General features: G+C 70.1%; 10 protein-coding genes. All 10 read right to left on the bottom strand.

Annotation, left to right across the window (positions count from 1 at the left end; all coding sequences use genetic code 11):
- Positions 1–70: 70 nt before the first annotated feature.
- Positions 71–2,422: an immune inhibitor A domain-containing protein gene (locus ACFXDE_RS22900; protein ID WP_380496660.1), complete on the bottom strand. Its 2,352-nt coding sequence runs from the start codon at positions 2,420–2,422 to the stop codon at positions 71–73.
- Between the two features lie 273 nt (positions 2,423–2,695).
- Positions 2,696–5,215: an ATP-dependent Clp protease ATP-binding subunit gene (locus tag ACFXDE_RS22895; protein WP_350574326.1), complete on the bottom strand. Its 2,520-nt coding sequence runs from the start codon at positions 5,213–5,215 to the stop codon at positions 2,696–2,698.
- A gap of 665 nt (positions 5,216–5,880) precedes the next feature.
- Complete coding sequence (locus ACFXDE_RS22890; RefSeq protein WP_380442390.1) at positions 5,881–6,231, bottom strand: Lsr2 family protein; 351 nt, start codon at positions 6,229–6,231, stop codon at positions 5,881–5,883.
- A gap of 91 nt (positions 6,232–6,322) precedes the next feature.
- Positions 6,323–6,859: an amino-acid N-acetyltransferase gene (locus ACFXDE_RS22885; protein ID WP_329929958.1), complete on the bottom strand. Its 537-nt coding sequence runs from the start codon at positions 6,857–6,859 to the stop codon at positions 6,323–6,325.
- Positions 6,860–6,868: 9 nt separating this feature from the next.
- Complete coding sequence (locus ACFXDE_RS22880; RefSeq protein ID WP_380442387.1) at positions 6,869–7,306, bottom strand: BlaI/MecI/CopY family transcriptional regulator; 438 nt, start codon at positions 7,304–7,306, stop codon at positions 6,869–6,871.
- A 277-nt stretch (positions 7,307–7,583) separates the two neighbouring features.
- Positions 7,584–9,140 (bottom strand): bifunctional lysylphosphatidylglycerol synthetase/lysine--tRNA ligase LysX, encoded by a 1,557-nt coding sequence (gene lysX, locus ACFXDE_RS22875; protein ID WP_380496658.1) that lies wholly within the window; start codon positions 9,138–9,140, stop codon positions 7,584–7,586.
- Between the two features lie 95 nt (positions 9,141–9,235).
- On the bottom strand, positions 9,236–10,921 hold the full coding sequence (locus tag ACFXDE_RS22870; RefSeq protein WP_380496657.1) for a hypothetical protein: 1,686 nt from the start codon (positions 10,919–10,921) through the stop codon (positions 9,236–9,238).
- Between the two features lie 233 nt (positions 10,922–11,154).
- Entirely contained in the window at positions 11,155–11,901 is a 747-nt protein-coding gene (locus ACFXDE_RS22865) for a hypothetical protein (protein ID WP_380496656.1), read from the bottom strand.
- Positions 11,902–11,983: 82 nt separating this feature from the next.
- Positions 11,984–12,769 carry a type III pantothenate kinase gene (locus ACFXDE_RS22860; RefSeq protein ID WP_380442379.1) on the bottom strand — a complete coding sequence of 262 codons (786 nt, stop codon included), beginning with the start codon at positions 12,767–12,769 and terminating at the stop codon, positions 11,984–11,986.
- Between the two features lie 48 nt (positions 12,770–12,817).
- Positions 12,818–13,786, bottom strand: a complete 969-nt coding sequence (nadC, locus tag ACFXDE_RS22855) for a carboxylating nicotinate-nucleotide diphosphorylase (RefSeq protein ID WP_359965108.1) — start codon at positions 13,784–13,786, stop codon at positions 12,818–12,820.

Raw genomic sequence — 13,786 nt, 5'->3', positions numbered from 1 at the left:
AGCGTCCGACCCGCCCCCGCGCAGTGCGGGGACGGGTCGGACCGACGGATCAACTACGTCAGCTCACCGATCAGTTGTCGACCGGACGGACCCGGATCCAGGTCTCCAGGTAGTTCGAGGACTCGTTCTCGACCTCGATGCTGGTGCCCGTCTTCGGGACGTCCACACCGCTGTACTGGTCGTCCTTGGACCACCAGGACTTCAGGTCGTTGAACTCGTCGACGCCCTTGGACTTCGGGACGACCGTCTCGACGCCGGCCTTGTGCAGGGTCAGCGCCGGGACGCGGCGCGAACCGAAGGTCGAGTCGAAGCCCTGCATGCGCGGACGCATCAGGGTGCCGTCCGCCCACTTCAGCGGGGCCGGGTGCGAGTCGACCGGCAGCACGAGGCCGTGGCCCGGGTGGGCGCTGACGTTGTTGTCGGTCTGGGACTGGTCCCAGTACCAGATCAGCAGGCCGGGCTGGTACGCGTAGTGCTCGACCCAGCTCGGCTTGTCGGCGAAGCCGAAGTTGTACGGGCCGGTCTTCAGCGTCTGGTCGAACGAGACGTACTGCTTGTTCTCGGCGATGTAGTACTGCCCGTATTCCTTGGTGAACGAGCCGCCGAAGCGGGTGAAGCCGGCGGCGGTCCAGCCGTTGTCGCCCTTCTCCACGTCGTCGCTGAACACCGTGGCGCCGTCGGCGACCACCGAGATGTCGTCCACCGCGAAGCCCCGGTAGTGCAGGCCGCCGTCGGTGGTGTTGTGGTAGCGGAACTGGATCTTCTTCCCGGCGTAGGCGTCCAGGTTGAAGGACAGGTCGCCCCAGGTGGCGGCGAGGCCGCTGACGGCCGGACGGCCGTTCTCCTTGGGGAGCGCGGCGCCGTTCCAGGTGCCGTCCACGACGGTCCAGGTCTTGCCGCCGTCGACGGAGACCTCGCCGAAGGCGTAGTCGAAGTCCTGCTCCAGCTCGTACCAGGCCTTGGCGTTGATGCTGGCCTTGGTCTTGCCGGTCAGGTCGATGTCACGGGTGAGCGTGACGTTCAGGTTGTCGGCGCTGCCGCTCCACCACTCGGACTGGCCGCCGAACGGCTTGTTGATCTCCGTGGTGATCGACTTCTTCGGCAGGTCGACGATGAGCGCCTGCGGCAGGTTGGTGTTGTACTCCACCGGGCCGATGTGGTGCGTCGACTCGGTGCCCGCCTTGGCGCGGTCGGCCTTCAGCCAGCCGAGCTGGTACTTGCTCCAGGCGTCGAGGTCGTTCGGCATGTCGCCGATGCTGTCCTTGCCCTCGCCGAGCCAGGAGCCGGAGGACATCAGGGACCAGAAGCCGACCGAGTTGTCGATGCCCTTGCCCGCGGTGTCGTAGAGGTCCGGCAGACCGAGGTCGTGGCCGTACTCGTGGGCGAAGACGCCGAGGCCGCCGTTCTCCGGCTGCATCGTGTAGTCGCCGATCCAGAAGCCGGTGTCGCCGACCTGGACGCCGCCGAGCTTGTTGCCGTCGGGGCCGGCCTGGCCCGTCAGGTTGCCGTAGACGTAGGAGCGGTGGGCCCACAGGGCCTTGCTGCCCTGCTTGCCGCCGCCGGCCGACTTGTCCTCACCGGCGTGCACGATCTGGAAGTGGTCGATGTACCCGTCGGGCTGGTTGAAGTTCCCGTCGTGGTGCGAGCCGTAGCGGTCCCACTGGTCGTAGGAGGCCAGGGTCGCCTTGATCTGCTCCTGGGTCTGACCCTTCGCCACCTGGTCCTTGTACCAGATGTCGACGGCGTCCCGGATCAGGTCCTGGGCGCTGGCGCAGACGTTGGAGCCGCAGTAGTCGGAGCCGTAGCGGGCCTCGTTCCACGGCACCCGGACCCAGTCCGAGACCACGCCGTCGACCGAGTAGCGGCCCGAGGACTGCTTCTCGTAGAAGGTCTTCAGCGAGGCCTTGTCCTTGGCGAAGTACAGGTCCTGGTAGTGCTGCTGGTTGTAGTCGGCCTGCCAGGCGGTCGAGTTGTTGGTGGCGCGGTCCGGCGCGGCTATCTCGTTGTGCTTGGGACCGGCCTCGCCACCGTACTTGACCTTGCCGTCGGCGGTCTTGGTGGTGTTGTCGACCTGGTCGCCGAAGTCGACGAGGATCGTGAAGATCTTGTCCGTGCGCTCACGGGCGAGCTCGACGTACTTGTCCTTGCCGAGCTTCACGCTGGTGCTGCCGTTGTGCTGCTCGACCTGCGCGGTGCCGTCGAGCAGCTGCTCGGTGGCGGCCTTGCGCTCGGCGTCGACCTTCTCGGTCAGCGGGCCCGGAATGTTGTGCTCGGTGTTGACGGACTGGACGGCGTCGGCCGGGTCCTTCGGCGTGGCAGCCGAACCGGCCGCGACGGCGCTGCTCGGGAACAGACCCGCGCCGAGCGTGACGATGACCGCCGCAGCCGTGGTGGCCGCAGCGGTTCTCCTGGTGGTCTTCAACGTTGTGACGTCCTCCCCGGCCGAGCCGACTCTTGGCCAAGGCTCGGTAAACCAATATGAAAGACAGGTGGACGTACTTTGACCGAAGTGGGGACGGAAAAGATAGACCTTGACCCTGACATGGCGACAGCGCTATGCTCGCCGACTTTCCGTCAGCTGACGGGTCGTGGGAAAACCCCAGGTCAGAGCGGTGCGAGGGGCATGCGAAACGGGCTGAGCCCCCGGCGCGAACGCCGGGGGCTCAGCCCGCTTGCTGTTGTCTGTTAAATGTTGCTACTTCGTCAGGTCCGGACCCGAGGAAGCAACGGCGGCCGGGGTGTCCGCGACGGCGGACTTCTCCTCGCCCCGGAAGGTGAACTTGGCTTCCTTGCCCTCGCCCTCGACGTCGACGACGACGATGTGGCCGGCCCGCAGCTCGCCGAAGAGGATCTTCTCGGAGAGGTGGTCCTCGATCTCGCGCTGGATCGTGCGGCGCAGCGGACGGGCACCCAGGATCGGGTCGTAGCCGCGCTTGGCCAGCAGCTTCTTGGCCTCGACGCTGAGCTCCAGGCCCATGTCCTTGTCCTTGAGCCGCTCGTCCACCTTGGCGATCATGAGGTCGACGATCTGGATGATGTCGTCCTCGGACAGCTGGTGGAACACCACGATGTCGTCGACGCGGTTCAGGAACTCGGGGCGGAAGTGCTGCTTGAGCTCCTCGCCGACCTTCGCCTTCATCCGCTCGTACCCGGTCTGGGTGTCACCCGTGGCCGCGAAGCCGAGGTTGAAGCCCTTGGAGATGTCCCGGGTGCCGAGGTTGGTCGTCATGATGATGACGGTGTTCTTGAAGTCGACCACGCGGCCCTGGGAGTCGGTCAGGCGACCGTCCTCCAGGATCTGCAGCAGCGAGTTGAAGATGTCCGGGTGGGCCTTCTCGACCTCGTCGAAGAGGACGACCGAGAACGGCTTGCGGCGCACCTTCTCGGTCAGCTGGCCGCCCTCCTCGTAGCCCACGTACCCGGGCGGGGAGCCGAAGAGCCGGGAGACGGTGTGCTTCTCCGAGAACTCGGACATGTCGAGCGCGATCAGCGCGTCCTCGTCGCCGAAGAGGAACTCCGCCAGCGTCTTGGACAGCTCGGTCTTACCGACGCCGGACGGGCCGGCGAAGATGAACGAGCCGCCGGGGCGCTTCGGGTCCTTGAGGCCCGCACGGGTGCGCCGGATGGCCTGGGAGAGCGCCTTGATGGCGTCCTTCTGGCCGATGACGCGCTTGTGCAGCTCGTCCTCCATGCGCAGGAGGCGCGAGGTCTCCTCCTCGGTCAGCTTGAAGACCGGGATGCCGGTGGCGGTGGCCAGGACCTCGGCGATGAGCTCCTCGTTGACCTCCGCGACGACGTCCATGTCGCCGGCCTTCCACTCCTTCTCGCGCTTGGCCTTGGCCTGCAGGAGCTGCTTCTCGTCGTCGCGCAGGGACGCGGCCTTCTCGAAGTCCTGCGCGTCGATCGCGCTCTCCTTCTCGCGGCGCACGTCGGCGATCTTCTCGTCGAACTCGCGCAGGTCCGGCGGCGCGGTCATCCGGCGGATGCGCATCCTGGAGCCGGCCTCGTCGATCAGGTCGATCGCCTTGTCCGGCAGGAAGCGGTCCGAGATGTACCGGTCGGCCAGGGTGGCGGCGGCGACCAGGGCGGCGTCCGTGATGGAGACCCGGTGGTGGGCCTCGTAGCGGTCGCGCAGGCCCTTGAGGATCTCGATGGTGTGCGGCAGCGACGGCTCGGCGACCTGGATCGGCTGGAAGCGGCGCTCCAGCGCGGCGTCCTTCTCCAGGTGCTTGCGGTACTCGTCCAGGGTGGTGGCACCGATGGTCTGCAGCTCGCCGCGGGCCAGCATCGGCTTGAGGATGCTGGCGGCGTCGATGGCACCCTCGGCGGCGCCCGCGCCGACCAGGGTGTGCAGCTCGTCGATGAACAGGATGATGTCGCCGCGGGTGCGGATCTCCTTGAGGACCTTCTTCAGGCGCTCCTCGAAGTCACCGCGGTAGCGCGAGCCGGCCACCAGGGCGCCCAGGTCCAGCGTGTAGAGCTGCTTGTCCTTGAGCGTCTCCGGGACCTCGCCCTTGACGATCGCCTGGGCCAGGCCCTCGACCACGGCGGTCTTGCCGACGCCGGGCTCACCGATCAGGACCGGGTTGTTCTTGGTGCGGCGGGACAGCACCTGCATGACCCGCTCGATCTCCTTCTCGCGCCCGATGACCGGGTCGAGCTTGGCCTCGCGGGCGGCCTGGGTGAGGTTGCGGCCGAACTGGTCCAGGACCAGCGAGGTCGACGGGGTGCCCTCGGCGGGCCCGCCGGCCGTGGCCGACTCCTTGCCGCCGCCGGTCTGGTAGCCGGACAGCAGCTGGATGACCTGCTGGCGCACCCGGTTCAGGTCGGCACCCAGCTTGACCAGGACCTGGGCGGCGACGCCCTCGCCCTCGCGGATCAGGCCGAGCAGGATGTGCTCGGTGCCGATGTAGTTGTGGCCGAGCTGCAGGGCCTCCCGGAGCGACAGCTCCAGGACCTTCTTCGCCCGGGGGGTGAAGGGGATGTGGCCGGACGGGGCCTGCTGGCCCTGGCCGATGATCTCCTCGACCTGCTGGCGTACGGCCTCAAGAGAAATCCCGAGGCTCTCCAGGGCCTTAGCGGCGACGCCCTCGCCCTCGTGGATCAGACCCAGGAGGATGTGCTCGGTGCCGATGTAGTTGTGGTTGAGCATCCGGGCTTCTTCCTGAGCCAGGACGACAACCCGCCGCGCGCGGTCGGTGAACCTCTCGAACATCGTTTATCGCTCCTCAGAGCGGTCGGGCAGTTCGGGGACTGTCCCCGCCCTGTCCTTCCGCATGCTAGTCCCGCTCAGCGGCGCGGCCCACGGATTCACTCCCCGGTAGTGGGAGCGAGATGCTGCGCGACCAGCCGACACCAATCCCAACCTGATGCTGGGAATCGGTGTTCCCGCAGGCGGGCCGGATGCACCGGATACCGCTACGCCATCGGCGAACAAGGACCGCCGGGGTGCAGCCGGATCCGTCTCCGGCCGGTCACGCATACTGCCCCTGGACGGGTCGAAGAACCCGTCCACCTGCATTCATACCCGGTATCGGGGCGGTTCTCGCGCAGTTTCCGCGGTGGCGGTGTTCGCCTGGCGAGAAGTCGGGCCGGGACGGGGCCGCGGTGACGGTGGCTCAGCGGGGGCCACCGTGGCCGGTACGCCATCCCGGTGGTGTCCGCGTTACCGCTTCGCCCCTACAGCGTTGCACAGCTCGTGATTGTTCCGCCGCCCGAGCCCGGCCCGCGGCCGTCCCGCCCGGCCCCCGGCGGCGGTGCGGCCGGTCCGGTGCGTGCCGCGGGGCGCGGAGGAGGCTCCTCCGCGCCCCGCGCGTGTGCCGTCGACGCCGTCCGCGGCCGCCGGGGCCCCGCACCCGCTCCGGTGGTCCGGGGCCGGGGTCAGGCCACGTTCGCCTTGTCGTAGGCGTCGCGGACCACGCTCGGAACGCGGCCGCGGTCGTTGACCTCCAGGCCCTGCTCCTTGGCCCACGCGCGGATCTTGGCGGTGTCCGGAGCGCTGCCGGACGGGCGGGCGGCGGTGCCGCGGCCCGGCCGGCGCGGACCGGCGAGCCGGCCGCTCTGCTTGCGGCCCTTCTCGACGTACGGCGCCAGCAGACCGCGCAGCTTGTCCGCGTTCGCGCTCTTCAGATCGATCTCGTAGGCAACGCCGTCGAGCGCGAACGTCACCGTCTCGTCCGCCGAACCGCCGTCGAGATCGTCTTCAAGAATGACCTGCACCCTCTGTGCCACGGGCTTCCCTTTCCGCTAAACGACCCATTGCCTAAGGAAAGGAAAGCGCCTTTCACCGGAAAACACAAACCCCTGACCGGCGCGGAGCCGCTCAGAGGTGCAGCAGCATGCGCGAGTTGCCCAGTGTGTTGGGCTTCACCCGCTCCAGGTCGAGGAACTCCGCGACACCTTCATCGTACGAGCGGAGAAGTTCTTCATAGACATCCGTAGCGATCGCCGCCGGGTCTGTCGTACCATCATCGGTTTCCTGGAGCTCGCCGATCTCGACGAAACCGTGTTTCGCGAAGAAGGGCACCTCGAACGTCAAGCAGAAAATCCGACGGACGCCGAGCCAGCGGGCCGTCTGCAGCAGCTTCTCCAGCAGCAGGTGTCCGACCCCGAACCCCCGGCAGGCCGGATCCACCGCGAGCGTGCGGACCTCGGCGAGATCCTCCCACATCACGTGCAGCGCGCCGCAGGCCACCACGGTGGCATCGTCGTCGCGTTCCGCGACCCAGAACTCCTGCACGGATTCGAACAGGGTGACGGTGGGCTTGTCGAGCAGAATGCCGTCCCGCGAGTAGGCGTCGATGAGCCTGCGTACTGCCCGCACGTCCGTGGTCCGTGCGCGGCGGATGGTGACCTCCATGGCGGGACGTTATCGCGCCGCCCCGGGTGGGGTCCCCCCGGTATCCGCCCCGTCGTCCGGGGATTCCGGCCCGGCCGGATCGGGCGGGAACAGTGCGGCCACCCGCAAGGCGTCCCGCAGCGCCTCCCGTTGCTCGGGCGACATGAGGCCGAAGAAGTGCACCAGGGCCGCCGCGGGATTGTCACTCGTGGCCCACGCGTCGTTCATGAGTGCCGCGGTGTACGCCTCGCGGGACGAGACCGGTTCATATCGATAGGCCCGGCCGGCGCGCTCGCGGCGCAGCCAGCCCTTTCTGTGCAGCTTGTCCAGGACCGTCATCACCGTGGTGTAGGCGATTTCGCGTTCGGACTGCAGATCCTGGAGAACCTCGCGAACCGTCACCGGTCGGTTCCACCGCCACACCCTGGTCATGATGGCGTTCTCAAGTTCGCCGAGTTGCCGGACCATAGTGCGGCCAGGATAGGGAGTGAATGGGGCAAATCTTGTGAAGTGCGCCAAACCGGCGCGCCGCCACCCCCGGAATCGGGAATGGCGGCGCGGCGGGCGTGCGGGCGGTGGCCGGCCCCGGACGCGGATGCGCCTGGGCCGGCCGCCCGCGGATCAGTCGAGGTCTTCCTTGGCCTTCTGGGCCCCGCCCTGGCTGCGGACGATGGCCCGCACCAGGAAGCCGAAGCCGATCGCCATGACCAGCGGCGGGACGATCGCGCTGACGTAGTCCATCAGGTCACTCCTCCTCGGTCTTCTCCGCCGCGGCGGCGGAGGCCTTCGGCTCCGGCTTCACCAGCGGGAAGAGCACGGTCTCCCGGATGTTCTTGCCGGTCAGCAGCATGATCAGGCGGTCCACGCCGAGGCCGAGGCCGCCGGTGGGCGGCATCGCGTACTCCAGGGCCCGCAGGAAGTCCTCGTCGACCTGCATGGCCTCGACGTCGCCGCCGGCCGCGAGCAGGGACTGCGCGGTCAGGCGGGCGCGCTGCTCGACCGGGTCGACGAGCTCGGAGTAGGCGGTGCCGATCTCGGTGCCGAAGATGACCAGGTCCCACTTCTCGGCCACGCCCGCGATCGAGCGGTGCTGGCGGGTGAGCGGGGAGACCTCGGTCGGGTAGTCCTTGATGAAGGTCGGCCGGACGGCGTTCTCCTCCAGCAGGCGCTCGACCATCTCCAGCACGATCTGGCCGTGGCCCCAGCTCTTCTCGAACGGGATGCCGTGGTCGAAGGCCAGCTTGCGCAGCTCCTCGACGGTGGTCTCCGGGGTGACCTCGACGCCGAGGTGGGCGGAGATGCCCGGGTAGACGCTGACCTCCTCCCACGGCTCGGCCAGGTCGATCTCGTGCTCGACGCCGTGCGGGTCCAGGCCCTTGATCACGGTGGTGCCGAGCGCGTCCCGGGCCGCGTTGACGATCGTCTCGCGGATCAGCTCGGCCTGGGTGTCGTAGTCGCCGTACGCCTCGTACGACTCCAGCGAGGTGAACTCCGGGTTGTGGGTGGAGTCCGCGCCCTCGTTGCGGAAGTTGCGGTTGATCTCGAAGACCTTCTCGGCGCCGCCGACCACGAGCCGCTTGAGGTACAGCTCGGGCGCGATGCGCATGTAGAGGTCGATGTCGTACGCGTTGATGTGGGTCTTGAACGGGCGCGCGTTGGCGCCGCCGTGGACCGGCTGCAGCATCGGGGTCTCGACCTCGATGTAGCCGCGGTCCTCGTAGGTGCGGCGGATCGAGCGGACGACCTTGCTGCGCAGGTGCAGGATCTCGCGCGCCTCGGGGTTCACGATCAGGTCGACGTAGCGCTGGCGGACCCGGGCCTCCGGGTCGGTCAGGCCCTTGTGCTTGTCCGGCAGCGGGCGCAGGCACTTGGCGGTGAGCTCCCAGCGGTCGACCATGACGGACAGCTCGCCGCGCTTGGAGGTGATCACCTCGCCCTCGACGCCGACCTGGTCGCCGAGGTCGATGTCCGCCTTCCAGGCCGCCAGCCGCTCCGGGCCGAGCTTGTCCAGGGAGAACATCACCTGGAGGTCGCCGCTGCCGTCGCGCAGGGTGGCGAAGCAGAGCTTGCCGCCGGTGCGGGAGAGGATCACCCGGCCGGTGACGCCGGCGCGCTCGCCGGTCGCGGTGTCGGGCTCCAGGTCCGGGTGCTTGGCGCGCAGGTCCGCGATGGTGGTGGTGCGGGGGAAGCCGACCGGGTACGGGTCGACACCGGCGGCCCGGAGCCGGTCGAGCTTCTCGCGCCGGACGCGCATCTGCTCGGGAAGGTCGTCGGTCGCGGGAATAAGACTCTGATCGCTCACCCCACAAGGGTAGCCAGCCACACACCGTGCTCCGCCACGGGATAACCCCGTGGGGAGGGCGCGTCGGGCGCCCTCCCCACGGGGGTGCGGACGGCTCAGCCGTTCCGGCGGGCCCGGAGGCGGCGCGAGCCGATCAGGGCGGCGGCGCCGAGGGCGACGGCGGCCGCGCTCGCGCCGGCCAGCGGCAGGGTGGCGGAGCTCCCGGTGTCGGCCAGCTCGGCCCCGCCCGCGGTGCCGGTGGCGGACGGCGCGGCGGTGGCGCCCGTGGCGGGCGCGGGAGCGGCCGTCGGCGTGGTGTCGGACACCGGCGTACCGGTGCCGCCGTTGGCGGGTGCCCCGGGCCGCAGGGTGACCTTCACGAGGTCGTTGGCCGGGTTGCGGTCCCAGTCCATGACGGCGGTCGGGTGGCCGTCCTGGTAGTCGCTCGACATGTTCTGCAGCGAAACGGTGGCCACCAGTTCCCCGGTGCCGGCGGGGAGCTTCAGGCCCAGCTTGTGCGAGACGCTCGCGCCGTTCGGCATGAACGCGGCGCCCACCCCGTCGCAGGCGTACTTGTTCAGCGGCTTGTCGGACTTCTTGCCGTGGACGTAGTCGTCCGCGTGGCAGGTCTTGGGCAGGTCGGTGACGGTGACGCCGTCGGGGAGCTGCACGGTGACGTGGGGCGCGCCGTCCCCGCCGCTGCGGTCGTAGATCGAGGCCGGGCCGTTGTTGCCCATCCCGGCGGTGAGGACGCCCGCCGCGCCGGAGGTGTCGGGGGCCCAGCCGCCGGTCGCCTGGAAGTCGGCGGAGTTGTCCGCCAGGACCTCCTGCTCGGTGCTGTAGCCGTTCGTGTCGTTGCCGGCCGGGATCCCGTCGCCCGCGCTCTTGGTCAGGGTGGCGGGCGCGCCCGTCCCGGGCTTGAAGGCGAGCCGCTTGCGCAGGTCGTTCAGCCAGCCGGTGCCGTACGCGTCGGCAACGGCGAAGACGTCGTAGCCGGCGACGGTGTAGTAGGCGTCCGGGCCCACGGTGATGTCGAGGCCGTTCAGCTTGACCGCCTGGCCGGGGGCGATCTCGCCGTCGATGGTGCAGATGCCGTGCACGGCGGGCATCGGCGGGTCGTTGTTCCACGGCTGGCCCTTGTCCACCGCGTACTCGCAGTTGGACGGCCAGGTGTCCGCCGTCAGGCCGGCCGACAGGTCGACGTGGACGATCGCCCGCTTGGCGGGCAGCTCCCCGTGGTTGGCGAACTCCAGGTCGGTGGGCAGCTTGCTGCCGACCTTGGCGCCCTTCGTCTGGGAGCGCTGGTGGGTGCGGAACGTGGCCGTGCCGACGTCCACCCGGAAGTCCGCCGTGCCGGTCTCGGCACCGGGCGCGCTGAGGGTCGCGTGGACCGTCCCGCTGGAGCCCGGCTTCGCGCCGGCGACGGCGCTCAGCCACAGGTTGGTGGTGATGTTGATGTTGTCCTGGTCCAGCCGGCCGATGCTGCAGGTGATGACCTTGCCGGCGGTGGTGCAGCCCGGGGCTTCGAGCGTGGCCAGACCGTCGAGGCCGGAGACGTCGAGGGCGAGCTTGACCTCCGAGACGGCGCCGGTGCCGGTGCGGCCGATGTGCAGGAAGACGTTCTCGCCGGACCGCGGCGGCGCGACCGGTTGGCTCGGGATCTGCAGCGAGCCGGACGCCGGGAATACCTTGAGCTGATGGTCGGCGGCGTGGGCCGGAACGGCCGCGGTGCCGACGGACAGGGCCGCGACGAGCGTGGCCGCACCCGCGCCGAGTGCCCGGCGCGTGCGAGTCGGGTTCACGTGATTCCCCCGGATCGAGTGAGTGTGACTCCGCGACTTTTGGGTAAAGCCCCCGGGCCGTCAACCGGGCCGATCCCGCATCAATGCGCGCAGGACCGGACCGAATGCCCCGCCGTACGGCGTGAAGGTTATGAAGATGTGACCGTCATTCAGTGGGGGAATTGCCGGAAAGTCGACACATGGATAAGGGAGGCCGCTCGGTGCGGCCTCCCTTTCGCTCCGTCCGGTCCGGCTCAGCCGGTGCCGGTGGCGAGTTCGACGTCCTCCGGACCGGGCGCCGGCGTCGCGGGCGGAGCCGGGCGGGCGGGCGGCTTGGGGCGGCGGCCGAAGAGTTCCGCCGGCGTGGGCATCCGGTGCGGGCGGGGCGGGTCCTGCGGGGCTGCGGGCCGCTCGGCGGGGGAGTCGGTGCTGCTCATCGTGATCCGTCCTCCAACAGGGGTGGGGAGACTGCTCGGTGGTGCGGCGGGGTTCGGTACGGCCACCAGGTGGCGCGGCTGGCCGACGGCGCGGGCGAGCCGCTCGCGGACGGCGGCCTCGGCGAGCGCGTGGCAGCGCCCGGCCAGCCGGGAGCGGCGGGAGCGCTCCAGGTGGCCGCAGGGCTGGCGGGTGAGCCCGCGCAGCGCGGTGAGGTCCTCGGGGCCGGGCAGGTAGCCGTCGGTCACGGCCTCCTCCAGGCGTTCCAAGTAGCCGCCGGCGCTGCCGGGCAGCGCGGCCCGGTAGCGCCCGAGGTCGGCGAGCAGGAAGGCGCGCAGCCGGCCGCCCTCCTGGACGGCCTCGTCGATCGCCTCGGTCAGACGCAGCGCGTCCTGGACGTCCTCGGCCCACAGCTCGGCGCCCGGGTCGGCGCAGGCCGTCCGTTCGAGGGCCGGGAAGTGGACGGGGACGGCGGGGTGCAGGGCTTGGGCGAGGGCGCGGCGCAGCACGCGGACTTCGTCGGCGCTGAAGGCCATGCCGCCGCGCGATCCGTGTGGCGTAGGCATGGGCTGACACTACGTGAGGAATATCCGATTTGTCGGTAACGTCGCGCCGATGCCCCACGTTCGGCCCGACGGAACAGCCCGGTCAGCTCGGGCGGTTGCGCTCCCAGACGAGCCGCAGGCCGATGAGGGTGAGCCAGGGCTCGTGGACGTCGATGCTGCCGGCCTCGCCGAGGACGAGCGGGGCGAGGCCGCCGGTGGCGATCACCTGGACGTCGTCCGGGTCCTTGGCGAGCTCCTTGGCCATCCGGTCGACCAGGCCGTCGACCTGGCCCGCGAAGCCGTAGAGGATGCCGGACTGCATGCCCTCGACGGTGTTCTTGCCGATCACGTTGCGCGGCCGGGCCAGCTCGATCTTGCGCAGCTGGGCGCCGCGGACACCGAGTGCCTCCACCGAGATCTCGATGCCCGGGGCGATCGCACCGCCCACGTAGTCGCCGCGGGCGTTGACCGCGTCGAAGGTGGTGGCGGTGCCGAAGTCGACCACGATGCACGGCCCGCCGTACAGGTGGTTGGCGGCCAGCGCGTTGACGATCCGGTCGGCGCCGACCTCCTTCGGATTGTCCATCAGGACGTGCACGCCGGTCTTCACGCCGGGCTCCACGATCACCGCGGGGACGTCGCCGTAGTAACGGCGCGTCACCTCGCGGAGCTCGTGGAGCACGGCGGGAACGGACGAGCAGATCGCCAGGCCCTCCACCGCGGCCTCGCGGACCGCGGTGCGGCTGCCCATCAACCCCTGCAGCAGCACCGCCAGTTCGTCGGCCGTGCGGCGCGGATCGGTGGAGATCCGCCAGTGTTCCACCACGTCCTCGCCGTCGAACAGGCCGAGTGTGGTCTGGGTGTTGCCGACGTCGATGGTGAGGAGCATGGGGCGCTTTCTGCGAGTCGGGACGGGCCTGGCGTCTTCTCCTGACGGTCAGGCGCGCAGGTCCAGGCCGATGTCCAGGATCGGCGAGGAGTGCGTGAGCGCGCCCACGGCCAGGTAGTCGACACCAGTCTGGGCGACCTCGCGCGCGGTGGCCAGGGTGAGACCGCCGGAGGCCTCCAGCCGGGCCCGGCCGGCCACCAGCGCGACGGCCTCCTTGAGCTGCCCGACGGTGAAGTTGTCCAGCAGGATCAGGTCCGCCCCGGCCTCCAGCACCGGCGGGATCTGCTCCAGGGTGTCCACCTCGACCTCGACCGGCAGCTCGGGGTAGGCGGCCCGGACGGCCCGGAAGGCCTCGGCCACGCCGCCGGCCGCGACGACGTGGTTGTCCTTCACCAGCGCGGCGTCGGACAGCGCCATCCGGTGGTTGGCGCCGCCGCCGCAGCGGACCGCGAACTTCTCCATCGCGCGCAGGCCCGGGGTGGTCTTGCGGGTGTCCCGCACGACGGCGCCGGTGCCCTCCAGGGCGTCGGCCCAGGCGCGGGTCGCGGTGGCGATGCCGGACAGGTGGCAGAGCAGGTTGAGCGCGCTGCGCTCGGCCGTCAGCAGGTCCCGGGTGCGGGAGCGGATCGACAGCAGCACCTGGCCGGCCTCGACCCGGTCGCCGTCCTCGACGTGCCGCTCGACCTCGAACTCCTCCTCGCAGACCAGCGAGACGACGGCCTCGGCGATCCGCAGGCCCGCGACCACGCCGGCCGAGCGGGCGGTGAAGTCGGCGGTGGCGACGGCGTCGGCGGGCACGGTGGCGACGGACGTGACGTCCTCGCCGCCGGCCAGGTCCTCGGCCAGCGCCAGGGTGGCGACGTCCTCGACCTCGATCGGGTCCAGCCCGGCCTGCTCCAGCAGCTCGGCCAGCTGCGGGTCGAGCCCGGTCTCGTAGCCCTCGCCGTCCCCGCAGGCGCAGCCGTCGCCGCAGCCGCCCTGGTCGGCCAGGGGGAGTTCCTCGTGCGAGTGGGACAT

This window comes from Kitasatospora sp. NPDC059408, assembly GCF_042751525.1.
Lineage (GTDB): Bacteria > Actinomycetota > Actinomycetes > Streptomycetales > Streptomycetaceae > Kitasatospora.
The sequence above is the reverse complement of the archived record's forward strand: the minus strand, read 5'-3'. Positions and strand labels throughout refer to the sequence as shown.